Annotated in this window: 19 protein-coding genes and 1 pseudogene; 13 read left to right on the plus strand and 7 right to left on the minus strand. The window is 73.4% G+C overall.

The annotated features are described in order from the left end of the window. The first annotated feature begins 161 nt into the window (after positions 1-161). The 5 genes and pseudogenes from ACIQU4_RS32605 to ACIQU4_RS32625 form a co-directional block, all read left to right on the plus strand. The gene (locus ACIQU4_RS32605) at positions 162-1,511 is read left to right on the plus strand and encodes a hemolysin family protein (RefSeq protein WP_403738415.1); all 1,350 of its coding nucleotides are present in this window, start codon (positions 162-164) and stop codon (positions 1,509-1,511) included. After that, positions 1,508-2,533: a hemolysin family protein gene (locus ACIQU4_RS32610; protein ID WP_403738417.1), complete on the plus strand. Its 1,026-nt coding sequence runs from the start codon at positions 1,508-1,510 to the stop codon at positions 2,531-2,533. Before ACIQU4_RS32605 ends, ACIQU4_RS32610 begins: the two co-directional genes overlap by 4 nt. 69 nt (positions 2,534-2,602) lie before the next feature. Beyond that, positions 2,603-3,394, plus strand: coding sequence for an SGNH/GDSL hydrolase family protein (locus ACIQU4_RS32615; protein WP_403738420.1), 792 nt, complete (start codon positions 2,603-2,605; stop codon positions 3,392-3,394). A gap of 71 nt (positions 3,395-3,465) precedes the next feature. Continuing rightward, a complete protein-coding gene (gene purB / locus ACIQU4_RS32620; protein ID WP_403738423.1) occupies positions 3,466-4,899 on the plus strand; it encodes an adenylosuccinate lyase in 1,434 nt (477 codons plus the stop codon). A gap of 10 nt (positions 4,900-4,909) precedes the next feature. Then, a pseudogene (locus ACIQU4_RS32625) lies at positions 4,910-4,993 on the plus strand (mismatch-specific DNA-glycosylase); the annotation flags it as partial. Positions 4,994-5,529: 536 nt separating this feature from the next. Here the strand turns inward: ACIQU4_RS32625 and ACIQU4_RS32630 are convergent. From ACIQU4_RS32630 to ACIQU4_RS32640, 3 genes are read right to left on the minus strand one after another with little or no spacing between them, the layout of a single operon-like run. Continuing rightward, positions 5,530-5,964, minus strand: coding sequence for a hypothetical protein (locus ACIQU4_RS32630; RefSeq protein ID WP_403738426.1), 435 nt, complete (start codon positions 5,962-5,964; stop codon positions 5,530-5,532). Between the two features lie 40 nt (positions 5,965-6,004). Next, positions 6,005-6,754 carry an ABC transporter permease subunit gene (locus ACIQU4_RS32635; RefSeq protein WP_403738429.1) on the minus strand — a complete coding sequence of 250 codons (750 nt, stop codon included), beginning with the start codon at positions 6,752-6,754 and terminating at the stop codon, positions 6,005-6,007. Between the two features lie 29 nt (positions 6,755-6,783). Further along, positions 6,784-7,695 carry an ABC transporter ATP-binding protein gene (locus ACIQU4_RS32640; RefSeq protein WP_403738432.1) on the minus strand — a complete coding sequence of 304 codons (912 nt, stop codon included), beginning with the start codon at positions 7,693-7,695 and terminating at the stop codon, positions 6,784-6,786. A gap of 108 nt (positions 7,696-7,803) precedes the next feature. On the opposite strand from ACIQU4_RS32640, the gene ACIQU4_RS32645 reads away from it, so the two are divergent. From ACIQU4_RS32645 to ACIQU4_RS32655, 3 genes are all read left to right on the plus strand, one after another. Beyond that, a complete protein-coding gene (locus ACIQU4_RS32645; protein WP_403738434.1) occupies positions 7,804-8,979 on the plus strand; it encodes a sensor histidine kinase in 1,176 nt (391 codons plus the stop codon). Positions 8,980-8,983: 4 nt separating this feature from the next. Continuing rightward, positions 8,984-9,634, plus strand: coding sequence for a response regulator (locus ACIQU4_RS32650; RefSeq protein ID WP_403738437.1), 651 nt, complete (start codon positions 8,984-8,986; stop codon positions 9,632-9,634). A 102-nt stretch (positions 9,635-9,736) separates the two neighbouring features. Then, positions 9,737-10,894, plus strand: a complete 1,158-nt coding sequence (locus ACIQU4_RS32655) for an ROK family transcriptional regulator (protein ID WP_403738439.1) — start codon at positions 9,737-9,739, stop codon at positions 10,892-10,894. Positions 10,895-10,927: 33 nt separating this feature from the next. Here the strand turns inward: ACIQU4_RS32655 and ACIQU4_RS32660 are convergent, their stop codons facing one another. Beyond that, on the minus strand, positions 10,928-11,695 hold the full coding sequence (locus ACIQU4_RS32660) for a GntR family transcriptional regulator (protein WP_403738441.1): 768 nt from the start codon (positions 11,693-11,695) through the stop codon (positions 10,928-10,930). A gap of 332 nt (positions 11,696-12,027) precedes the next feature. Here ACIQU4_RS32660 and ACIQU4_RS32665 point away from each other — a divergent pair, with 332 nt between their 5' ends. From ACIQU4_RS32665 to ACIQU4_RS32680, 4 genes are all read left to right on the plus strand, one after another. Next, complete coding sequence (locus ACIQU4_RS32665; RefSeq protein ID WP_403738443.1) at positions 12,028-12,879, plus strand: alpha/beta fold hydrolase; 852 nt, start codon at positions 12,028-12,030, stop codon at positions 12,877-12,879. Positions 12,880-12,985: 106 nt separating this feature from the next. Then, positions 12,986-14,581 (plus strand): alkaline phosphatase D family protein, encoded by a 1,596-nt coding sequence (locus ACIQU4_RS32670; RefSeq protein WP_403738446.1) that lies wholly within the window; start codon positions 12,986-12,988, stop codon positions 14,579-14,581. Between the two features lie 212 nt (positions 14,582-14,793). Further along, entirely contained in the window at positions 14,794-16,254 is a 1,461-nt protein-coding gene (locus tag ACIQU4_RS32675; protein WP_403738447.1) for a GNAT family N-acetyltransferase, read from the plus strand. Positions 16,255-16,415: 161 nt separating this feature from the next. After that, complete coding sequence (locus tag ACIQU4_RS32680) at positions 16,416-18,149, plus strand: DUF885 domain-containing protein (RefSeq protein ID WP_403738449.1); 1,734 nt, start codon at positions 16,416-16,418, stop codon at positions 18,147-18,149. Positions 18,150-18,234: 85 nt separating this feature from the next. On the opposite strand, the gene ACIQU4_RS32685 is transcribed toward ACIQU4_RS32680, so the two are convergent. After that, complete coding sequence (locus tag ACIQU4_RS32685; RefSeq protein ID WP_403738451.1) at positions 18,235-18,774, minus strand: rhodanese-like domain-containing protein; 540 nt, start codon at positions 18,772-18,774, stop codon at positions 18,235-18,237. 94 nt (positions 18,775-18,868) lie between these two features. Here ACIQU4_RS32685 and ACIQU4_RS32690 point away from each other — a divergent pair, with 94 nt between their 5' ends. Continuing rightward, positions 18,869-19,315 carry an Lrp/AsnC family transcriptional regulator gene (locus tag ACIQU4_RS32690; protein WP_053688949.1) on the plus strand — a complete coding sequence of 149 codons (447 nt, stop codon included), beginning with the start codon at positions 18,869-18,871 and terminating at the stop codon, positions 19,313-19,315. Here the strand turns inward: ACIQU4_RS32690 and ACIQU4_RS32695 are convergent. Together ACIQU4_RS32695 and ACIQU4_RS32700 are read right to left on the minus strand one after the other, a co-directional pair. Further along, entirely contained in the window at positions 19,305-22,316 is a 3,012-nt protein-coding gene (locus tag ACIQU4_RS32695) for an AAA family ATPase (RefSeq protein WP_403738454.1), read from the minus strand. The two genes, ACIQU4_RS32690 and ACIQU4_RS32695, sit on opposite strands and share 11 nt — an antisense overlap. Further along, a complete protein-coding gene (locus tag ACIQU4_RS32700; protein WP_403738617.1) occupies positions 22,313-23,479 on the minus strand; it encodes an exonuclease SbcCD subunit D in 1,167 nt (388 codons plus the stop codon). Before ACIQU4_RS32700 ends, ACIQU4_RS32695 begins: the two co-directional genes overlap by 4 nt. Position 23,480: the final 1 nt, after the last annotated feature.

The following is a 23,480-nucleotide window of genomic DNA, read 5'->3' on the forward strand; positions in this document are numbered from 1 at the left end:
CGACCTCTTTGCCTTTCCTTTACTATGGTGCAAGCGGTCGACCGACCGAAAACCGACCCGAACGAAAGGTGTGAGCGTCCGCCCATGGGCGAGCCCCCCAGTACCCGACATCGCGCGATACCCCTCCTCCTGGCTGATCATGGGACGGAGGTGACCGACCGATGACCGAAGTGCTCCTGCTCCTCGTGGCGCTGCTGCTCTGCCTTGCCTGCGGGGCCTTCGTCGCGGCCGAGTTCTCGCTCACCACCGTCGAGCGCAGTGAGCTCGAACAGGCCGCCGAGCGCGGCGAGCGCGGGGCCGAGAGCGCCCTCCAGGCCGTCCGGAGCCTCACGTTCCAGCTCTCCGGCGCCCAGCTCGGCATCACCGTGACCGGCCTGGTCATCGGCATGATCTCCAAGCCCTCGATCGCCGCCCTGCTCCAGGGCCCCTTCGAGGCCATGGGGCTGTCGGCCGGCGCCGCCTCCTCCACCGCCCTGATCCTGGGCACCGTACTGTCGACCGTCGTCCTGATGGTCGTCGGCGAGCTGGTCCCCAAGAACTGGGCGATCTCCTCACCGCTGGCCGTCGCCAAGCGCGTGGCCACCGCGCAGCGGGTCTTCAGCCGCACCTTCCGGCCGTTCATCAGCCATCTGAACACCACGGCGAACCACATGGTCCGCCGGCTCGGCATGGAGCCGGCCGAGGAGCTGGCCTCCGCGCGCACCCCGCAGGAGCTGGTGGCGCTGGCCCGGCACTCCGCGAAGGCGGGGGCGCTGGAGAAGGACACCGCCGAGCTCTTCGTACGGACCCTGAACCTGGCCGACCTGACCGCGGAGAACGTCATGACCCCGCGGGTCCAGGTCACGGCCCTCGACGTACAGGCCACCGCCGAGGACGTGGCGAACGCGACGCTCGCGACCGGCCTGTCGCGCTTCCCCGTCTACCGCGGGAGCCTCGACACCGTCGTCGGCACCGTCCACATCAAGGACGTGCTCGCGATGCCCGCCGAGGAACGGCACCGCCGCCCCGTCAACCGGCTGCTGCGCGATCCGCTGCTGGTACCGGAGTCGCTGACCGTGGACCGGCTGCTGGACCTGCTGTCCGGCCGCCAGACGATGGCCGTGGTGATCGACGAGTACGGCGGCACGGCCGGCGTGGTCACCCTGGAGGACATCGTCGAGGAGGTCGTCGGCGAGGTGCGCGACGAGCACGACCCGCACGAGACCTCGGACCTGGCCCCGGCCGGTACGGACGCCTCCGGGCGCCCCCTCTACTCCGCCGACGGCGCCGTGCGCACCGACCAGCTGGAGCGGATCGGGCTGCGCGTGCCGGACGGCCCGTACGAGACCCTCGCCGGGCTGATAGCGACCGAGCTGGGCCGGATCCCGGCCGTCGGCGACAGCATGGAGCTGGCCGGCTGGCGGCTCGACGTGGTGGACGCCAGCGGCCGGCGGGCCGCGCGGGTGCTGCTGCACGCGCCGGCCGAGCCGGCGCAGGAGTCGTCGGACAAGGGTGGGGAGGGAGCGCGATGACAGTGCTCCAACTGCTGATCGGCCTGGCGACCCTGGTCGTCAACGCCTTCTTCGTCGGCGCCGAGTTCGCGCTGATCTCGGTGCGGCGCAGCCAGATCGAGCCGTACGCCGAGCAGGGCGACCGGCGGGCCCGCGCCGTGCTGTGGGCGCTGGAGCACGTCTCGGCGCTGATGGCGGCGGCCCAGCTGGGCATCACGCTGTGCACCCTGGTGCTGGGTGTGGTGGCCGAGCCGGCCATCGCGCACCTGCTGACCCCCCTGTTCGACCTGATCGGGGTGCCCTCGGGGCTGACCCACGTGATCTCGTTCGTGGTGGCGCTGGCGCTGGCGACGTACCTGCACATGCTCTTCGGCGAGATGCTGCCGAAGAACGTGGCGCTGTCCGAGCCGGTGCGCACCGCGCTGCTGCTCGGTCCGCCGCTGGTGACCCTGGCCCGGGCGCTGAGGCCGGTGATCTTCGCGATCAACGCCTTCGCCAACCTCCTGCTGCGGATGCTGCGGGTGGAGGTGAAGGACGAGGTCGCGGCGACGTTCTCGGACGACGAGCTGGCCCGGATCGTGAAGGACTCCAGCGCCGCGGGGCTGATCGACGGCCGGGCGAGCGAGCGGCTGCACGACGCGCTGGAGCTGGGCCGGCGGCCGGTCACCGATGTGGTGCTGCCGCTGGACCGGGTCGTCGTGGCCCGGGAGGGCGTCACGCCGACGGCCCTTCAGCGGCTGTCCGCCGAGTCCGGGTACTCCCGTTTCCCGGTGATCGACGCCCAGGCGGGGATCCTCGGGTACCTGCACGTCAAGGACGCCCTCGACGCGGACGGTCCGGAGCGGGACCAGCCGTTCCCGGTCTCCGCCCTGCGTCCGATCGCCCAGGTACGGGCGGAGACCCCGCTGGACGACGTACTGACCGCGATGCGGCGCAGCCGGACGCATCTGGCGGCGGTCATGGGTTCGGGCGGGGCGATGACGGGCCTGGTCACGATGGAGGACGTGCTGCGCGAGCTGTTCGGCAGGCCGGCCTCCGCCTGACGCGGTTGCCACCGCGGTGGTGCCCCGGCCCTGCACGGCCGGGGTACCGCGCGGTAACATCGCTGCGCCATGGAGATGAATGCGTCTTACACCAGTTTCGTCGCGGTCGGCGACTCCTTCACCGAGGGCATGTCCGACCTGCTGCCCGACGGCTCCTACCGCGGCTGGGCCGATCTGCTGGCCGCCCGCCTCGCGGCGCGCGAGCCCGGCTTCCGCTACGCGAACCTCGCGGTCCGCGGGAAGCTGATCGGGCAGATAGCCGAGGACCAGGCCCCGGTCGCGGCGGCGATGGGCGCGGACGTGGTGACGCTGGTCGGCGGTCTGAACGACGCGCTGCGGCCGAAGGTCGACATGGGCCGGGTCCGCGGGCACCTGGAGCAGGCCGTGGAGGTGCTGGCCCCCACCTGCCGGACGCTGGTGCTGATGCGCTCTCCGGGGCGCAACGGGCCGGTGATGGACCGCTTCCGGCCGCGCATGGAGGAGCTCTTCGGCATCATCGAGGAGCTGGCCGCCCGGCACGGGGCCCTGGTCGTGGACCTGTACGGGGCCGGGGTGCTGGCCGACCCCCGCGTGTGGGACGTGGACCGGCTGCACCTGACGGCCGAGGGCCACCGCCGGGTCGCCGAGGCGGTCTGGCAGACGCTGGGCCTGCCGCCCGAGCAGGACTGGCGCGCCGAGCTCCCGGCGGCGGCAGCGCCGGGCTGGGCCGTGCGCCGGTCCCAGGACCTGAGCTTCGCCCGGCAGCACCTGCTGCCGTGGGTGGGCCGCCGCCTGACCGGCCGCTCCTCGGGGGACGGCCGCCCGGCCAAGCGCCCGGAGCTGCTCCCGTACGAGGCAGCCGCGCGCGAGCCGCTCTCGTAGCAAGGCACAATCCGGGGCGGGGTCCCTACCTGCGTAAACGCACAGCTGCGGCCCAAGTAGAATCCCTACACGTGACAGCCAAGCCCCGCATCCCCAATGTCCTGGCCGGCCGCTACGCCTCCGCGGAGCTCGCCGTCCTGTGGTCCCCCGAGTACAAGGTGACGCTGGAGCGGCGGCTGTGGCTCGCCGTGCTCCGCGCCCAGAAGGACCTCGGCATCGAGGTCCCGGACGCCGCCCTCGCCGACTACGAGCGCGTCCTGGAGACGGTCGACCTCGCCTCCATCGCCGAGCGCGAGAAGGTCACCCGGCACGACGTGAAGGCCCGCATCGAAGAGTTCAACGCCCTCGCCGGCCACGAGCACGTCCACAAGGGCATGACCTCCCGCGACCTCACCGAGAACGTCGAGCAGCTCCAGATCCGGCTCTCGCTGGAGCTGGCCCGCGACCGTACGGTCGCCGTCCTCGCCCGGCTGGGCAAGCTGGCCGGCGAGCACGCCGAGCTGGTCATGGCCGGCCGCTCCCACAACGTCGCCGCGCAGGCGACGACCCTGGGCAAGCGCTTCGCCACGGCGGCCGACGAGCTGCTGGTCGCCTACGCCCGGCTGGAGGACCTGCTCGGCCGCTACCCGCTGCGCGGGATCAAGGGCCCGGTCGGCACCGCCCAGGACATGCTCGATCTGCTGGGCGGCGACACCGCCAAGCTGGCCGACCTGGAGCAGCGGATCGCCACCCACCTCGGCTTCGCCGAGGCCTTCACCTCCGTCGGCCAGGTCTACCCGCGCTCGCTCGACTACGACGTGGTCACCGCCCTGGTGCAGCTGGCCGCCGCCCCCTCGTCGATCGCGAAGACGATCCGTCTGATGGCCGGCCACGAGCTGGTCACCGAGGGCTTCAAGCCCGGCCAGGTCGGCTCCTCCGCGATGCCGCACAAGATGAACACCCGCTCCTGCGAGCGCGTCAACGGCCTGATGGTCATCCTGCGCGGCTACGCCTCGATGACCGGCGAGCTGGCCGGTGACCAGTGGAACGAGGGCGACGTGTCCTGCTCCGTGGTCCGCCGGGTGGCCCTGCCCGACGCGTTCTTCGCGTTCGACGGCCTGCTGGAGACCTTCCTGACGGTCCTCGACGAGTTCGGCGCCTTCCCGGCCGTCGTGGCCCGCGAGCTGGACCGCTACCTGCCGTTCCTCGCGACCACCAAGGTCCTGATGGGCGCGGTGCGGGCGGGTGTCGGCCGCGAGGCCGCCCATGAGGTCATCAAGGAGCACGCGGTGGCCTCCGCGCTCGCCATGCGCGAGCAGGGCGCCGAGCGCAACGAGCTGCTGGACAAGCTGGCTGCCGACGAGCGGATGCCGCTGGACCGGGCGCAGCTCGATGCCCTGATGGCCGACAAGCTGTCCTTCACGGGCGCGGCCGGTGACCAGGTGGCCGCGGTGGTCTCCCGTATCGAGGCGATCACCAAGCAGCACCCGGAGGCCGCCGGGTACGCGCCGGGGTCGATCCTCTGACCCCGAGGAGCTGAGCGCCGCCCGTGACCGCGTCATCCCGGACGTGGTCACGGGCGGTCTGCGTGTGCTGTTCTGCGGGATCGATCCGGGTCTCCTCGAGGGCGGCCGCATGCCGACCGCCAAGGTGGAACTGCTGCGCCCGCAGTGGCCGGCCTGACCAGCCCAGAAACCATGACGGCCCCACCCGGAGGGTGAGGGCATGGTGCCGGCCGACTTGCCCACAGCCACTTGCTCTCGGCGGGACGGGCACGTTCAACCGCTCTGCCGTCCGCGCCACTGACACCGACCCGGCCTGGGACCTGACCTGACCCCGCGGACCCATGACGTTTGCCAGTCCTCCGCGTTGGCCGCTTCTTCCATGACCACGGCACGGTTTCCACCGCCGTTGAAGGTCGGTCACTCTCAGCTCCAGGCGATCACACCGCGTGTGCGGCTGCAAGTCGGCGCACCCCCGTGAGCCTCGCCCCCGCGTTCGGAACCCGGGCGCCCTGAGCCGACCCGATCCGCATCGGCTCCACCCGCGTCCGGGCGCTCCCAACCCCAGCGGCCTCAACGCCCACCGGACCGCGGAGTCCGTGGCCCAGGAGTACGCCCGCCTCCGCACGGCCGCCGAATCGAACCCGGGGACCTCTAGGGCGGGTCGATCACGGTCACCGCGGCCATCAGCTGCGGTGAGTGGTCGGCCCCCCAGCGGGCCTCGTAGACGGCGACCCAGCGGTCCCCGACCCGCCAGAGGTGGAGGTGGTCGCTGGTGTCGCCGATCTCCTGCCACGGCTGCGCCACCTCCCCGGCCTCCGTCCGCAGCCGCAGGCTGTCGAGCGTGAACCGGTCCGGCTTGCCCCAGCGCTCCTCCAGCCGCTGAGCCAGGGCGTCGAACTCGGCGGACACCTGGTCCTCGTGCGCCAGGCGATCGGCTGCGTCCTCGTCCCCGTACCACCGGCTCCCGCCCAGCTCCGCAAGGTGGTAGCCGGGCCCGCTGGTGCCCACTTCGGACCTGCCCGGGACGTCGGGGAAGGCACGCGTACGGAGCCGGTCGATCGTGTCGAGATGCTCTGCCGTGGTCATACCGTCAGTATCGCGTCGAGGTCTGACAACTGGCCCGGCGTCACGCGTCACGCCGGCGCACCGCCAGCCAGCCGCCGGCCAGCGCGGCCGCCGCCCACAGCGCCAGCACCCCGAGGCCGCTCCAGGGACCGAGCCGACCGCTGGACTCCAGGTGCATGACGAGCTGCCCCGCCTGGTCCGGCAAGAACTCGGCCACGCCGCCCGCGGCCTGGCCGATGATGAAAGGCGCCATGACGACGAAGGGTATGAGCACGCTCAGCACGACCGCCGCACTGCGCAGCACCGCTGTCAGTCCGGCCGCGAACAGGGCCATGAGCGTGAGGTACACACCGCTGCCGAAGACTGCGCGGAGGGTGCCCGGGTCCCCCAGGGACATCGCGTACTGACCCATGAACGCCTGACCCAGGACGAAGGTGAGCAGTCCGGTGACCTGGCCCGCAAGAAAGGCGAGCGCGCCCACCACGGCGATCTTCGACAGGTAGAAGCGCGTACGGCTCGGCACGGCGGTCAGCGACGTGCGCAGGGCGCCGTTGTGGAACTCGGCGGCCAACGCGCTCGCCCCGAAGGTGAACGCCGCTATCTGACCGAAGTTGATGCCGTAGAAGGCGCCGAGCAGCGGGTCCTCCCCCATGCTGCCGGCCTCGGCCTGGCCTACGGCGGCAGCCGCCAGAGCCTGTATCCCGGCGGTGGCCAGGAATATGGCGATCAGCGCCCCGAACGTGCCGCGAAGGGACCGTATCTTGATCCATTCCGAGTGCAGGACGGGGACGGTGGGCAGAGCGGCGCTCATGGCGAAGCCTCCTTGGGTCTTGGGGAAGGTCAGTGGGTGGCGGCGAACTGGGCGTGGTCGGCGGTGAGGTCGAGGTAGGCCTGCTCCAGCGAGGCGCGTTCGTCGGAGAGTTCCAGCACAGGGATGCCCTCGCGGGCGGCGATGCCTCCGAGCTGCTCGGCCCGTATGCCCTCCACCGTCCAGCGCCCGTCGTCGGCGCTCGCCATCTCGAAGCCGTCCCGCGCCAGGGTCGCCCGGAGACGGACCGGGTCCGAAGTCCGCAGGCGCACCTTCGGGGTGCTGCGGGCCTCGATGAACTCCTCCATGGAGGAGTCGGCCAGTAGCCTGCCCTGCCCGAGCACGACCAGGTGGTCGGCGAGCGCCGCGGTCTCGGACATCAGATGGCTGGAGACGAGCACCGTGCGGCCCTCGGCGGCGAGGCCCCGCATCAGCTCGCGGATCCAGATGATGCCTTCGGGGTCGAGCCCGTTGGTGGGCTCGTCCAGCAGCAGCACCCCGGGATCTCCCAGCAGCGCGGCCGCTATGCCGAGGCGCTGGCGCATGCCGAGCGAGAAGGTCTTGACCCGACGCTTTGCCGCCGAGGCGATCCCCGCCTGCTCCAGTACCTCTTCGACCCTGCGCACCGGGATGCGGTCGGCAGCGGCGAGGAAGCGGAGGTGGTCCCGGGCGGTGCGCCCGCCGTGGGCCGCCTGGGCGTCCAGGAGTGCGCCCACGCGGTGCAGCGGGTCGGGGAAGTCGGTGAACCGGGCCCCTCCGATCGTGGCCGTCCCGGACGTGACCCGGTCCAGGCCCAGCAGCAGGCGCATCGTCGTGGACTTGCCGGCGCCGTTGGGGCCGAGGAATCCGGTGACCCGCCCTGGCAGGACGTCGAAGGTGAGGTGGTCCACGGCCCGGGTGCGGCCGTATTCCTTGGTCAGTTCTCGGATCTCGATGCTGTTCATGGCTCAAGATTCGCCGCCCGCCCCACCCCCGCTCCTCCCCCATGCGAGGGTGCCGTCTCCCCCACGTGGGGGAGACGCGTCCGGGCCGGTCACTGCCACGATGGGGGCATGTACCGACTGCTCCGTGCCCCGCTCCAACCGGTGACCTACTCACGCTGGTTGCATCTGTGCGTGCCCGTGCTGCTGCTGGCCCTGTGGATGTTCATAGAGCCGGCGTGGCCGTGGATGCCGTTGGTCATCGTCATACCGTTCGGCCTGGTGCCCTGGGTGCGGCTGGCCGAGGGGCTGCAAGCGCAGTTCCTGCTCACCCCGCATGACCGCGGCAACCCCGACAGCGGCATCAGTGCCGCGCCGTCGGCGCGGTGGGGCGACCGGTGGCGGACGCTGCTGTGGCTCGAGGCACGGCTCGTCATCGCACTCGCCGCCATGGCCGCGACCGTATGGCTCCCGGTGATGACCGTCGAACTGGTCGCGGCGGCGCTCGGACACCCGCTCAACTCGGACCTCATGATCCCCTTCCCTCCGCCGCGTTGGGCCGCCGCACTGCTCGTTCCGGTGCCGCTGGTCCTTCTCATCGCCATAGTGGTGCTGCTGGGCGAGGTGGTCACCGCGGTCGCGCGCCGGCTGCTGGGGCCTTCGGCCGCCGAGCGGCTCACGGCCCTGGAGGCCCGCACCGAGCAGCTGTTGGAGCGCACGCGCATCGCCCGGGAGCTGCACGACTCGATCGGGCACGCCCTGACGGTGGCCGTGGTACAGGCGGGTGCGGCCCGGGCCGCCGGCAACCCCGAGTTCACCGACCGCGCGCTGAGCGCGATCGAGGAAACGGGCCGGGCCGCGCTGGAGGACCTGGAACGGGTCCTGCTGGTCCTGCGGGAGTCGGCGCAGCCCGTCTCCCAGCGGCCGACGCTGGCCGAGGCCGACCGGCTGCTGGAGTCGGCGCGGGCATCGGGGTCGGAGGTCGATGCGCAACTGACGGGACCGCTGGAGCAGTTGCCGGGCCCGGTCACCCGGGAGGGCTACCGGATCCTGCAGGAGGCGCTCACGAACGTGCTGCGGCACTGCGGGCCGGTGCCGGTCAGGGTCCGGGTGGAGATGGCTGTCGGCAGGCTGGACATGGAGGTCATGAACCCGCTGCCGGAGGGGCCCGCCTTCATCCCCGGGAGCGGGAGCGGGCTGCGCGGGATGCGCGAGCGGGCCGCGCTGCTCGGCGGGGAGGCCGAGACCGGGCCGTTCGAGGGCAGTTGGAGGGTGCGCGCACGGCTTCCGCTGGAGCGAATACGCTGACCGGATGCCGGTTACCGTTCTGCTCGTCGATGACGAGCCCCTGGTGCGCGCGGGTCTGCGTGCCGTCCTGGATGCCCAGCCCGACATCGAGGTGGTGGGTGAGGCGGCCGACGGGGCCTCCGTGGTCCCGCTCGTGCGGCAGCTGAGGCCGGACGTGGTGGCCATGGACGTGCGGATGCCGCTGCTCGACGGGATCGAGGCGACGCGGGCCGTGCTGCGGACCGTGGATTGCCCGCCGAAGATCCTCGTGGTGACCACGTTCGAGAACGACGAGTACGTGTACCAGGCGCTGCGGGCCGGGGCGGACGGGTTCCTGCTGAAGCGGGCCCGCCCCTCCGAGATCGTGCACGCGGTGCGGCTGGTGGCCGAGGGCGAGACGCTGCTGTTCCCGGCGGCCGTGCGGGCGCTGGCCGCGGAGTACGGGAACCGGCGGGCGCGGGCGGTGCTGAAGCGGGCCGCGCTGACCGAGCGGGAGGAAGCGGTACTGCGGGCGATGGCGCGCGGGCTGACGAACGTCGAAATCGCCAAGGAGCTGATCGTCGGCACGGAGACGGTGAAGTCCCACGTGAGCGCGATTCTGGGCAAGCTGGGGGCACGGGACCGGACCCAGGCTGTGATCACGGCGTACGAGTCGGGATTCGTCGCCCCGGCCTGAGGGGAGGAGCCGGTTCCGGCCGATGGGGGGCTGCGTCTCGCAGCGGCCCCGGGGGCACAGTACGATCCGGCAGACAAGCTCGCTAGCTGGGAGGACACAACGTTGGGGCAGCTGACCGGCGGGGATCCCTCTCTGCTCCGGCGGATCAATTCGGCCGTGGTGCTGCGTGCACTGCGGGCGGCCGAATCGCCGACCCTCACCGACCTCACCCGGGTGACCGGACTGTCCCGGCCGACCGTCGAAGGTGTGGTCGAGGGGCTGATCGGGACCGGGCTCGTCGTCGAGGCCGGCGCGGAGGAGGGTGCGCGTCGCCAGGGGCGGCCGGCCAGGCGCTACCGGTTCCGGGCCGAGGCGGGGCATCTGCTCGGCATCGAGATCGGCTCGCACCGGATCGCGGTGCTGCTGTCCGGGCTGGACGGGCGGGTGATCGGCGCCGGCACGAAGGAGGTCGCCGAGACGGCGTCCGCCGACGAGCGGCTGGAGCGGGTGCGAGTGGCGGTGGCCGATCTGCTGCGGCGGGCCGGCGTACCGCGGGACTCCCTGCGTGCGGTCGGCGTCGGCAGCCCCGGGATCGTGGAGGCGGACGGCACCGTACGCCTGGGCACGGCGCTGCCGGGCTGGACCGGACTGCCCCTCGGCGAGCGGCTGAGGCGCTCGTTCCGCTGCCCGGTACAGGTGGAGAACGACGCCAACGCGGCCGCGGTCGCCGAGCACTGGAAGGGCGCCGCGCAGGACACCGACGACATGGTGTTCGTGATGGCGGGGCTCAGCCCCGGCGCGGGATCACTGATCGGAGGACGGCTGCACCGCGGCTTCGGCGGGGCGGCCGGCGAGATCGGCGCCCTGCACCTGCTGGGCCGCGACGTCACACCCGAGAAGCTGCTGTCCACGACCGGCGAACCGCTGCACCCGCTGGACGAGCAGGCGGTCGCCGAGGTCTTCGCGATGGCCCGGCGGGGCGACGAGCGGGCCGTGGCCGCGGTGGAGCGCTTCATCCAGCGGCTGGTGCACGACGTGGCGGCGCTGGTCCTGGCCATGGATCCGGAGCTCGTCGTGGTCGGCGGCTGGGCGGCCGGCCTGGCCGGTGTCCTGGACCCCCTGCGCCGGGAACTGGAGCGCTACTGCCTTCGTCCCCCGCGGGTGGCGCAGTCCCTGCTCGGCGAGGCCGCGGTGGCCACCGGAGCCCTGCGCCTGGCGCTGGACCACGTGGAAGAAGAGCTCTTCGCGGTGGAGAAGACGGTCACGACCCGCCGCCGCTGACCCCGCGGCGGCGGACGGGCGGGGCCTCGGCGGTCAGGAGGCGACGCGCGCTTCGTGCGTTATCTCCACGTCGCCCGAGTCACCGAAGGTCAGGCGGCAGGTGTCCGCGCGGTACGTGGCGACCGAGACGGCGGCCGTACCCGCGACGGTGAAGTACCGGGTGGTGACCACGAGCACCGGCGCACCCGGCAGCCGGTCCAGTTCCTTGGCGTCGTCGGCACGCGCCGATCCGAGCTCCACCGAGCGGTCCTGCCCGTCCAGGGCGAGCCGCTGCAGCTCTCGCAGCACGGCCCGGGCGCGCGCCGGTCCGGCCGGGGCGTCGATGGCGGAGAGGCCGGGCACGGAAGCGGCCGGCACGTACAGCAGCTCGGCGGCGACGGCCTGCCCGTGGGAGACCCGGGTCCGGCGCACGGTGTGCAGGGGCCGTTCGGCTGCGCCACCGAGGAGCTTTTGGACGGCGGCGGACGGCAGGGCGGCATCGGCCGGGTCCGCGTCCACGACCTCCCAGCCGTCGACGCTCTCGCCGGGCCAGCTCTGCCCCGTACTGCCGACGGCCACGCCGACCCGCGGCGGGGCCACGGTGGTGCCGACCCCGCGGCGGCGCTGCAGCCGCCCTTCGAGTTCGAGCTGTTCCAGGGCCTGGCGCAGGGTCGCGCGGGCGACTCCGAAGCGGGCGGCGAGCTCACGCTCGTTCGGCAGGACCTCGCCCACCGCGAAGTCCTGGTCGAGCGCCTCGCTGAGGACGGTCTTGAGGTGCCAGTACTTAGGCTCCGGCACCGTTTCGAGCTGCGTGGTCCCCACCCTGACTCCTCCTGCCATCGCTGCAATCGCCGTGTTCCAGCGGCAGTTCCGCGCCTTTGTTTATTAAAGGTTCCTGCACTATCCCTGCGACGATAGGACGGCACTCCCCCTTGGTCAAGACCAATCCTCACCCCTTTACCGGGCACATCGGGCATACGTATCAAGCCGTTCATGCGATGTTCTCGCTCCCCCGACACGCCTCCGAGGCTTGTCCCACCGGGCTACCGGGCGGTAATCATGGCGGTAGTCATTACTGACAGCCTGTCTCACACGCGTCCACCCGATCGCGTCTCCACCGGTCGAACGGTCGCGTCCACCCGACGAGGAGCTGCATGACCGCCACGGTCTCCTTCCCGATCGAATCGCCGCTGGGCCCCCGCACCGCCACCGTCGCCTACGAGCGCAAGGGCGCCGGCGCACCGCTTCTCCTGCTGCACGGCATCGGCCACCACCTCCAGGCCTGGCACCCGGTGACCGACATCCTGGCCGCCGATCACGACGTCATCGCCGTCGACCTGCCCGGCTTCGGCGTCTCGGAGCCGCTGCCCGAGGGGGTCCCGTACGACCTGGGCACCTTCGTCCCCGCGCTCGGTGCGCTCTGCACGGCCCTCGGCGTCGAGCGCCCGCACGTCGTGGGCAACTCCCTCGGCGGGCTCCTCGCCCTCGAAATGGGCCGCAGCGACCTGGCCCGCTCGGTCACCGCGCTCTCCCCCGCCGGCTTCTGGACCGAGGCCGAGCGCAGGTACGCCTTCGCCACCCTGCGCGCGATGCGCGTCGGCGCGCTCACGCTGCCCCACTCCACGCTGGAGCGGCTCTCGCGCAGCGCCGCCGGCCGGGCCGCGCTCACCGGCACGATCTACGCGCACCCGGCCCGCCGGTCACCCGAGGCCGTGGTCGCCGAGACCCTCGCCCTGCGCGAGGCCACCGGATTCGAGGGGACCCTCGCCGCCGGCCGCTCCGTACGGTTCACCTCGGACGTGCCCGGCCTGCCGGTCACCATCGCCTGGGGCTCCCGCGACCGGCTGCTCCTGCCCCGCCAGGGCGTACGCGCCAAGCACACGGTCCCCGACGCCCGGCTGGTCCGGCTCCGCGGATGCGGCCACGTACCGATGAACGACGACCCGGCGCTGGTCTGCCGCGTGGTTCTGGACACGGTGCGCGCCACAACCGGCCAATCCGCCTGACCTGCTGACGGCTGTTCATCCACGGTTCGGTTGGGCGACGCGGGCGGGCCGGTGTACGACGGCACACTGGTCCGACCCGTCCCCGCCGGCCCCTGGAGACGCTCCGATGGCACCGATGCCGCACACCCGACGGTCCCTGCTCGGCGGTTCACTCGCCGTTCCTGTGGGCCTTGCCCTGTCCGGCGCGCTCGCCGCGCCCGCATTCGCCGCACCCACCGCCGCCGCGGCGTTCACCCGCTCCGGACGCCCGAGCGCGTCGTGGGGCACCCAGTCCGGTGAGATCACCGCACACTCGGCCACCGTCTGGACGCGCTCCGACCGGCCGGCGCGGATGTACGTCGAGACCTCCCCGAGCGAGTCGTTCCGCTACGGCGTCAGGCGGCACGGCGGCCCGTTCCTCGGCCCCGCCACCGACTTCACCGGCACCACCACCCTGCGCGACCTCCCGCCCGGGCAGCAGATCCACTACCGAGTGGTCCTGGCCGACCCGGACGACCCGCGCCGCACGGGCGAGCCGGTCCGCGGCACCTTCCGGACCACCCCCGTCTCGCGCCGCCACAACGTGCGCTTCCTGTGGTCCGGAGACCTCGCGGGCCAGGGCTGGGGCATCAACCCGGACCTCGGCGGCTACCGCGTCTTCGACGAGATGCGCCAGCGCGACCCCGACTTCTTCCTCTTCAGCGGCGACACCATCTACGCCGACGGGCCGATCCAGGCCTCCGTCCCCCTGCACGACGGCAGCATCTGGCGCAACATCACCACCGAGGAGAAGGCGAAGGTCGCCGAGACCCTCGCCGAGTTCCGCGGGAACTTCCGCTACAACCTGCTCGATCGCAACCTGCGCGACTTCAACGCCCAGGTGCCGGTCCTCGCCCAGTGGGACGACCACGAGGTGCGCAACAACTGGTACCCCGGCCAGACGATCGACGACCCCCGCTACACCGTGCGCGACGTCGACACCCTCGCCGGCCGCGCCCGCCAGGCCTTCGGCGAGTACTTCCCGGTCACCGACCTCCGCGGCGGCCGCGCCGAGGGCCGGATGTACCGGGTGATGCGGTACGGGCCGCTGCTCGACGTCTTCGTCCTCGACATGCGCACCTACCGCGACGCCAACTCCCCCGGCCGCCAGACCGTGGACCCCATCGGCATCCTCGGCCAGGAGCAGCTGGCCTGGCTCAAGCGCGAGCTGTCGCGCTCCCGCGCCACCTGGAAGGTCATCGCCTCCGACATGCCGCTGGGCATCGTCGTGGCCGACGGCACCGAGAACTTCGAGGCCGTCGCCCAGGGCGACCCGGGCGCCCCGCTCGGACGCGAACTCCAGATCGCCGAACTCCTGCGCCACATCAAGCACCAGCGCATCACGGGCACCCTCTGGCTCACCGCCGACGTGCACTACACGGCCGCGAACCACTACGCCCCCGAGCGGGCCGCCTTCACCGACTTCGCGCCGTTCTGGGAGTTCGTCTCCGGTCCCATCGGCGCGGGCGGCTTCCCCGCCGGGAAGCTCGACGCCACCTTCGGTCCCGAGACCGCCTACGTCCAGTCGGCTCCGCTCGCCAACATGTCACCGTCCGAGAGCCCCCCGTACTACGGGGAGGTCGAGATCGACGGCGAGTGCGGGGAACTCACCGTCCGGTTGCGGCGCCAGGGAGGCGGCGTACTCTTCGCCACCTCGCTCCAGCCCGGACGCGTGGGCCAGTAGCCACCGCAAGTCCCGGGGGATCCTGGACGGCGGCGCCGGCCGTCCGGCCCCGGAACTCCCGGGGCCCCGGACCCGGCCCCCGGCTCGCCGCTGCGGATTCCGGATGGCCGCACCCCTCTCGAAAACCGGGCGAAATCGGCCAGACGGACACTTAACCAGTCGGACACAGATCGTTCGTGATCACGCAACACCCCTGCGTCACAGTGGCATGCATGACTGAACGCAACCACGCCCCCGCCCACCGCCACCACCGCCACCACTGGCGCCGCGATCTCGTCGAACTGGCCGCGCTGTTCTGCGCCGTCGCGGTCGCCGACGGCATCGCCAATCTCGTCGCGCACGGCCCCCACGGCCCGGTCCTGCTCATCGCCTCGGCCATCGCACTCCTGGTCACGACGGCGTTCCACACCTGGTGGGCACGCCGCCACAGCCATGCACCGCCGCCGCCGAGCGCAGCGCCCTCCGATCCGGCCCCCGGCACGGCCGGGGCCACGTCCGCGTCCGCGAAGGCGTCGGGGTCCACGTCGGAGAGCGCCACCGCCGCCACGACCGCCCTGTGGCGGATGCGGACGACCGTACGGGACGAGCCCGGCAGCCTGGCCGCGATCTGCAGCGCGCTCGCCCACCACGGCGTGGACATCCTGACCCTCCAGACCCACCCGCTCCCCGAGGGCGGCACCGTCGACGAGTTCCTGCTGCGCTCCCCGCAGCAGCTGGCCTCCTCCGAACTCTCCCGCGCCATCTCCGGGGCCGGCGGCCACAGCACGTGGATCGAACGCGCCGACGCGCACGACCTGGTCGACACCCCGACCCGGGTCCTGGGCCTGGCCACCCGCACCGCCCTGGACGCCGCCGAGCTGCCCCTCGCCCTGCGCCAGCTGCTCGGCCGCTGCACCATCCACTCGATCCCGGCCACCACCCTCTCCGGCCGCCCCAACGCGGGCGCCGACGCCCCCGTCGAGGGCGTCCTGGAGGCGACGGTGATGCGGCTGCGCGACCCCTCGGGCGGTGCCATCACCGTGGAGCGCCCCTATCTGCCCTTCACCCCGACCGAGTTCGCCCGGGCCCGCGCCCTCGTCGAGCTCGACGCCCGGCTCGGCCCGCGCGTGCCGCGCAGCCAGGACGTGCTGACCCTGCCCGAGGGCAACGAGATCACCGTCCGCCGCGCCGACGGCTCGGACCTCGCCGCCGCCCGCGCGATGCACGACCGCTGCTCCGAGCGCACCCTGGGCCTGCGCTACCACGGGCCCGTCGCCGACGCCGACCGCTACCTCGGCCACCTGCTGAGCCCCCGGTTCGGCCGTACGCTCGCCGCCACCACCGCGTCCGACAAGCTCGTCGCCCTCGGCCACCTGCTGTGGGACGGGGACGAGACCGAGGTCGCGCTCCTGATCGAGGACGACTGGCAGCGCCGCGGGATCGGCTCCGAACTGCTGGGCCGCCTGATCGCGATGGCCGTGGAGGCCGGCTGCGACAGCGTGTACGCCGTCACCCAGGCCTCCAACACCGGCATGGTCGCGGCCATGCGCGGCCTCGGCCTCCCCCTCGACTACCAGATCGAGGAGGGCACCCTGGTGATCACTGCCCGGCTGGACGCGAAGCCGGTCGCCTCCCGGGTCGCGTACGAGCTCCCGCGCGCGCAGCAGCCGTACGGCCAGCACCACCCGCGCTGAACCCGGCCCACCGGGATCGCGTCAGGTGGCGTGAGATCGCCGCCGGACGCACGCCGTTGACCGCACGGGAGCGGAACCACGCTCCGCCGCTCCCGTGCACGTCAGGAGGCTGAAAGCGAACGGTGATGACGCGGGGCCGTCCCTCGTACGAAGATGGCCGCATGTCAGAGACCCTTCGCAGCGACAGCGCCTCCCGGCTGCCCCGCCAGGTCGCCGACGCATACGTCGACGACCTCATTGCCATCGATCCGATCGCGGGCACCTATCTCGGTGTCGCCGCGTGCTCCAGCCGGCTCCCGGACTTCTCGCCCGCCGGCCGTGCGGCCGCCGCCGACCTGTCCCGTTCCACCCTCGCCCGCCTCGACGCCGCCGAGCGGCTGCCCGGCGCGGACAGCGACGCCGAGCGCCGTTGCGGCCGCCTCCTGCGCGAGCGCCTCAACGCCGAACTCGCCGTGTACGAGGCGGACGAGGACCTGCGGACCGTCAGCAACATCCATTCGCCCGCGCACGCCGTCCGCGACGTCTTCACCCTGACCCCGTCCGACACGGACGAGGACTGGGCCGCGATCGCCGAGCGGCTGCGCGCGGTCCCCGCCGCCCTCGCCGGCTACCGCGAGAGCCTCGGACTCGGCCTGGACCGCGGCCTGTACGGGGGCCCGCGCGCCACCGCCACCTTCATCGACCAGCTCACCACCTGGGCGGGCGAGGACGGCGAAGGCGCGGACGGCGACGGTGCGGACCGCGACGGCGCGGGCTTCTTCGGCGAACTCGCGTCCCGCGGCCCGGAGGCGCTGCACGCCGGGCTGGAGGAGGCGGCCGCCGGAGCCACCGCGGCCGTCGCCGGACTCCGCGACTGGATGCGCGACGTGTACGCGCCGGCCGTCGCGGACGCGCCGGACCAGGTGGGCCGCGAGCGCTACGCCCGCTGGTCGCGGTACTTCAACGGCACGGACCTGGACCTGGACGAGGCGTACGCCTACGGCTGGTCGGAGTACCACCGGCTGCTCGCCGAGATGAACGCCGAGGCCGCCAAGATCCTGCCGGGCACGGGCCCTTGGGAGGCGCTGGCCCACCTCGACGAGCACGGCACCCACATCGAGGGCGTCGACGAGGTCCAGGCCTGGCTCCAGGGCATCATGGACGAGGCCATCGAGAACCTCGACGGCACCCACTTCGAGCTCGCCGAGCGCGTGAAGCGGGTGGAGTCCATGATCGCCCCGCCGGGCGGCGCGGCGGCCCCGTACTACACGAACCCCTCGGAGGACTTCTCCCGCCCGGGGCGCACCTGGCTGCCGACGATGGGCCAGACCCGTTTCCCGGTGTACGACCTCGTCTCCACCTGGTACCACGAGGGCGTTCCGGGCCACCACCTCCAGCTCGCGCAGTGGGCGCACGTCGCCGACCAGCTCTCCCGCTACCAGGCCAGCGTCGGCCTCGTCAGCGCCAACGTCGAGGGCTGGGCGCTGTACGCGGAGCGCCTGATGGACGAGCTGGGCTACCTCAAGGACGCCGAGCAGCGCCTGGGCTACCTGGACTGCCAGATGATGCGCGCCGCGCGCGTCATCGTGGACATCGGCATGCACCTGGGCCTGGAGATCCCGGCGGACTCGCCGTTCCACCCGGGTGAGCGCTGGACGGTGGACCTGGCGCAGGAGTTCTTCGGCCTGCACAGCGGCCGGCCCGCGGACTTCATCGAGAGCGAGGTGACCCGCTATCTGTCGATGCCGGGTCAGGCGATCGGCTACAAGCTGGGCGAGCGGGCCTGGCTGCTCGGGCGGGACAACGCGCGTGCCGCGCACGGCGACTCCTTCGACCTGAAGGCGTGGCACATGGCGGCGCTGTCGCAGGGCTCTCTGGGCCTGGACGACCTGGTGGACGAGCTGTCGAAGCTCTGATCGACGGCGCTCACGCGTACGGGCCGCCCGCTCCCCTGCGAGGGAGCGGGCGGCCCGTACCGCGTTCCGGCGCGAAACCGGACCGTCAGCAGCCGCAGTCGTCGGAGTCGGTCGGCGCGGTCAGCGGGTCCGCCTCGGCACGCTGCCGGCCGCCCTGCCAGGTCTCGACCTCGAAGCCCTCGCGGATCCAGTACTCGATGCCGCCGAGCATCTCCTTGACCTGGAAGCCGAGCCGGGCCAGGGCGAGCGCGGAGCGGGCTCCCCCGTTGCAGCCGGGGCCCCAGCAGTACGTGACCACGGGAAGGCTCTTGTCGAGGAGCTGCTCGGCCTGCTGGGGGATGAGGGCGGTCGGCAGGTGGACCGCACCCGGCACGTGGGCCTGGTCCCAGGCCGGGGTGGAGCGGGAGTCGACCAGCTGGAAGCCGAGCTCGGCACCCTGCTCGTGGTGGGCCTTGAAGGCGGCGGCGACGTCGGACACGTCCGCGTGGAAGGCGAGGCTCGCGGCGAAGTAGGCGGCGGCCGCGGCCGGGGCGGCCGGGGGCACCCGGAGCACGGGGTTGGCGGCGGGAGCGGGGGCGGTGGCTGGGGCGGTGGCCGCGGCGGCGCTGTTCTGTGTCGTCGTCATGGCTCTGAATCTACGAGCCACTGATCATCCCGGGAAGTGGGTTTCCCCGGCCTTCCCCTTGTTCGGCCGGGGATTCCCCTGCTACACCTGGTTCATGACCGACTATTCCCCTGACGCCACCGACTGGCGCATTCTGACGGCCCTCCAAGAGGACGGCCGGGCCAGCTTCGCCGATCTCGCGCGCGCCGTCTCGATGTCCGCGAGCGCGGTCACCGAGCGGGTGCGCCGCCTGGAGGAGGCGGGAGTGATCACCGGGTACACCGCCGTGGTGGACGCGGAGAAGCTGGGCAAGTCCATCCTGGCGCTGGTCCGGCTGCGCTATCCGCACGGCAACTACAAGCCGTTCCACGACCTGCTGGAGGCGACCCCGGAGATCCTGGAGGCCCACCACGTCACGGGCGACGACTGCTTCGTGCTCAAGGTCGCCACCCGCTCGATGGGGCATCTGGAGGAGGTGGCGGGCCGGATCGCGGGCCTCGGCTCCGTCACCACCAGCATCGTGTACTCCTCGCCGCTGTCCCGCCGCCCGCTCAGTCCGTGAGGGACGCCGTGCGGTGGCGGACCACCGAGCCGCCGCGCTGCTTGACGATCTCCAACTGGGCCTGGACGCGGGTGCGCAGGTCGGCGACGTGGCTCACGATGCCGACGCTGCGGTCCCGCTCGCGCAGCGAGTCCAGTACGTCGAGCACCTCGTCGAGCGCCTGGTCGTCGAGGCTGCCGAAGCCCTCGTCGATGAACAGGGTGTCCAGGCGCATGCCGCCCGCCTCGTCGGTGACCACGTCGGCCAGACCGAGGGCCAGGGCCAGCGAGGCGAAGAAGGTCTCACCGCCCGACAGCGTGGCCGTGTCCCGCTCGCTGCCGGTCCAGGCGTCCACCACGTGCAGTCCGAGGCCGGATCGCCCGCGTCCGCTCGCCTTGGCGTCGGAGTGGACGAGCGTGTAGCGGCCGCCGGACATCCGCAGCAGCCGTACCGTCGCGGCGGCCGCGACCTGCTCCAGGCGGGCTGCCAGGACGTACGCCTCCAGCCGCATCTTGCGCTCGTTGTCGGCGGAGGTGCCCGCCGTGAGCCCGGCCAGCCGGGCCACCCGGTCGTACGCCTCGCGCAGCGGGCCCAGGGCGCGCAGCTCCTGCCCCGCCTGCCGGGAGAGCCGGTCCAGCTCCGCGCAGCGCACCCGGGCCGCGTCCACGGCGGACCCTGCCGTACGAAGCTTCGCCGCGGCCCGGGCTTCGTACGCCTCGGCGGCGTCCGGCGCGGCCGGGGGCAGCGTCGCGGCCAGGGCGGTGCCGGTCTCGCCGAGGCGGTCCGCCAGCATGGCCTCCTCCGCCTGCCAGGCGTCCAGCCTCCGTTGGAGCGCGGTGCGTTCGTAGTCCGGAAGGACCGCGTCCGCGGCGGCCTCGGTGGTGTCGAATCCGGCCTTGAAGGCGGCGTCGGCGAGCTGGGCGTCGGCCTCCTTGAGCCGGGCGGCGGTGTCCTCGGCCCGGCGCAGCGCGGCGGCGGCCCCGGTGACCATCCGGACCCGGTCCTCCAGGGTCCGGGCGCGGGCGGCGACGGTGGGCGCGCCGTCCCGTACGAGGGCGAGCTCCTCCTCCAGCGAGGCCTGCTCCTGGTCCAGGGCCTCGCGCCGGGAGGCCCGGCCGGCGGCCCTGCGCTCGGCATCGAGCCGGTCGGAGCTGCGTACGGCGTGCTCCCGCTCTGCGCCGGCCAGCCGCTCCCGGGCGCCGTGCAGCCCTGCCGCCGCGGCGTGGGCGGCGGCGTGCCGGGAGCTCAGGTCCGAGGTCAGCGCGAGGAGTTCCCCGGTGGTGGCCTCCCCGGCGGCCGCCGCGGCCTCGGCCCGCGCCTCCTGGACGGCGGCGAGTTTCCGCTCGACGGCGGCCCGGCCCTCCTCGGCCCGCTCGTAGCGGGCGTGGGCGGCGTCCTCGGCGGCCCGGTCCACGTGCCCGGGGGCCGGACGCGCCGGAGCGGGGTGCTCCGCCGACCCGCACACCGTGCACGCCTCCCCCGCCACCAGCGCCTCGGCGAGCTCGGCGGCGATCCCGCGCAGCCGGGCCTCCTTGAGCTCCAGCCAGCGCTCCCGGGCGGCGGTCGACTCCTCGCGTACGGAGAGCAGTTCGCCTTCGGCGCGCTGCGCATCGGCGTCCAGCGCATCCCGGCGCTGGGACGCGGTCAGGTGCATCCGGGCCGGCTCCAGCCGCCCCGCGAGCTGCTCGGCCAGCGTCGCGGCCTGCTGGGCGGCGTCCACCCGCTCGGCCAGCGCGGTCCGGGTGGCCTCCCAGCGGGCGAGCCAGTCGGCGGAGTCCCGCAGCTGCTCCTCGGCGTCGCGGGCCTCCCGCTCCAGGGTGGCCCGTTCGCGGCCGATCTCGGCGCTGCGCTGCTCGGACCGCTGGGCGGCGCCGAGCGCTCCGAGGTCCTCGCGCAGCCGCTGCTCGACGGCGGACAGCTGCTCGGTGCCCGCCTCGGCGAGGGCCGGCGGAAGCTGCGCACGGGCGGCGGCCTCCGCGTGGGCGGCGGACAGGTGGGCCGCCGACGCGGCTCCGCGCAGTTCCAGCGCGGGGGCCACCAGGGCTCCGCGCCGGGCCCGGTCCAGCAGGGCGCGGACCCGCTCCCGCTCGGGCTCCGCCTCGGCGAGCAGGGCGGTGCGGCGGGCCGTCTCGGCGTGCCGGCGCTGGAGGCGGTCGAGCTCCCGCGCCTCCCCCGCGGCCCGCCGGGCGGCGGCGTGCCGGCCCTCGACGGCGGCCAGCGCGTACTCGGCGACCGTCAGCCGCTCCCGGGCCGCGCAGCGGGCGACGGCGGCCCAGGCCCGGACGGCCCCGGCCAGCCCGGGATCGCCCGGCTGGTGCCCGGGCAGCGGCCAGGCCCGCAGGTCGGCGCTGTCCCCGGCGGCCTGGGCGAGCCGCTGGGCGATGCCGAGCACCTTCTCGTCGCCGGCGCGGACCTTGGCCTCGGCGGCCCGGCGGCGCTCGGCGAGCAGCGCCTCGACGGCGGCGAAGCGGCGGGTGTCGAAGAGCCGGCCCAGCAGCCGGCCCCGCGCCGCCTCGTCGGCCCGCAGGAACTTGGCGAACTCGCCCTGCGGCAACAACACGACCTGGCAGAACTGCTCGCGGCTCATGCCGAGCAGCTGCTCGGTCTCCTCGCCGATCTCCTGATGGGAACGGCTGAGTGCCTGCCAGCGTTCCCCGTCGTACTCGCGCAGCCAGCTCTGCGCCTTGTCCTTGGTGGTGCCGGTGCCGCGCTTCTTCGGCCGGTCCTGCTCGGGGCGCCGGGTGATCTCCAGGCGCCGCCCGCCCGCGGTGAGTTCGAGGGTGACCTCGGTGGGGGTCCCGGCGTCGGCGTGGTCGCTGCGCAGGCTGGTGCCGGGGGCCTGGCGGGGGCCGGGCACCGATCCGTACAGGGCGTAGCAGACGGCGTCGAGGACGGAGGTCTTGCCCGCGCCGGTGGGGCCGTGGAGCAGGAAGATCCCGGCGCCGGACAGCGCCTCGAAGTCGATCTCCTGGGGTTCGGCGAAGGGGCCGAAGGCGGTGATCCTGAGCCGGTGCAGCCTCATCGGCGGGTCTCCTGCCGGCTGTCGTCCGCCCGTACGTCCTCGAAGGCGCCCTGGAGCACGGCCCGTTCGGCCTCGTCGGCGACCCCGCCGCCGCGTACGTGGGCGACGAAGTCCTCGGCGATCTCCTGGTCGCTGCGCCCCTTGAGGCGCTGGGCGTACGAGGCCCCGCCGGACTCCTCGCTGCCCTCGGGGTCGAAGGCGAGGCTCAGGGTGTGCGGGAAGCGGGCGGCGAGCCGGGCCATGGGGTCCTCGGGCCGGACCGGGTCCGTGAGGGTGGCCTCGATCCAGGAGCCCTCGTACGCGTCGTACGCGGCCTCCTCCAGCAGCGTGTCGAGCCGTCCCCGGAGCCGGGCGAGCGGGCGCGGCACGGGGGTGTCGACGCGCTCGGCGGTGATCTCCCCGGCCGGGCCGAGGTCGACCAGCCACATGGTCTTGCGGTGGCCGGCCTCGGAGAAGGAGTAGGCGAGCGGGGAACCGGAGTAGCGGACCCGTTCGTTGATCGTCTGGCAGCCGTGGAGGTGGCCGAGTGCGGCGTAGTCCACCCCGTCGAAGACGGAGGCGGGCACGGCCTCGACCCCGCCGACGGCGATGTCGCGCTCGCTGTCGCTGGCCAGCCCGCCGGTGACGAAGGCGTGGGCGAGGACGACGGAGCGGGTGCCGGGCGCGCGCGCGGCGAGGTCCGCCCGGACCAGGTCCATGGCCGCGCCCAGCACGGCCTCGTGGCTCACCTTCTGTGCGGCGAACCGGTCCTTGACCAGGGCGGGCTCCAGGTACGGCAGTCCGTACAGGGCCACCTCCCCGTGTACGTCGGCCAGCACCACGGGGTCGGCGCAGCCCTCGGGGTCGGTCCGCAGGTGGATCCCGGCCCGGCCGATCAGCCCGGCGCCGACGCCGAGCCGGCGGGCGGAGTCGTGGTTGCCGGAGATCATCACGGTGGGCACGCCGAGGTCGGCGAGCCGGTGCAGCGCCCGGTCGTACAGCTCGACGGCGGGCAGCGGGGGCACGGCCCGGTCGTAGACGTCGCCGGCGACGAGGACGGCGTCGACCTCGTGCTCGCGGACGGTCTCGACCAGGTGGTCGATGAAGGCGGTCTGGGCCCCGAGCAGGTTCACGCGGTGGAAGGACCGGCCGAGGTGCCAGTCGGAGGTGTGCAGGAGCCTCACT

This window comes from Streptomyces sp. NPDC090741 (assembly GCF_044769045.1).
Taxonomy (GTDB): domain Bacteria; phylum Actinomycetota; class Actinomycetes; order Streptomycetales; family Streptomycetaceae; genus Streptomyces.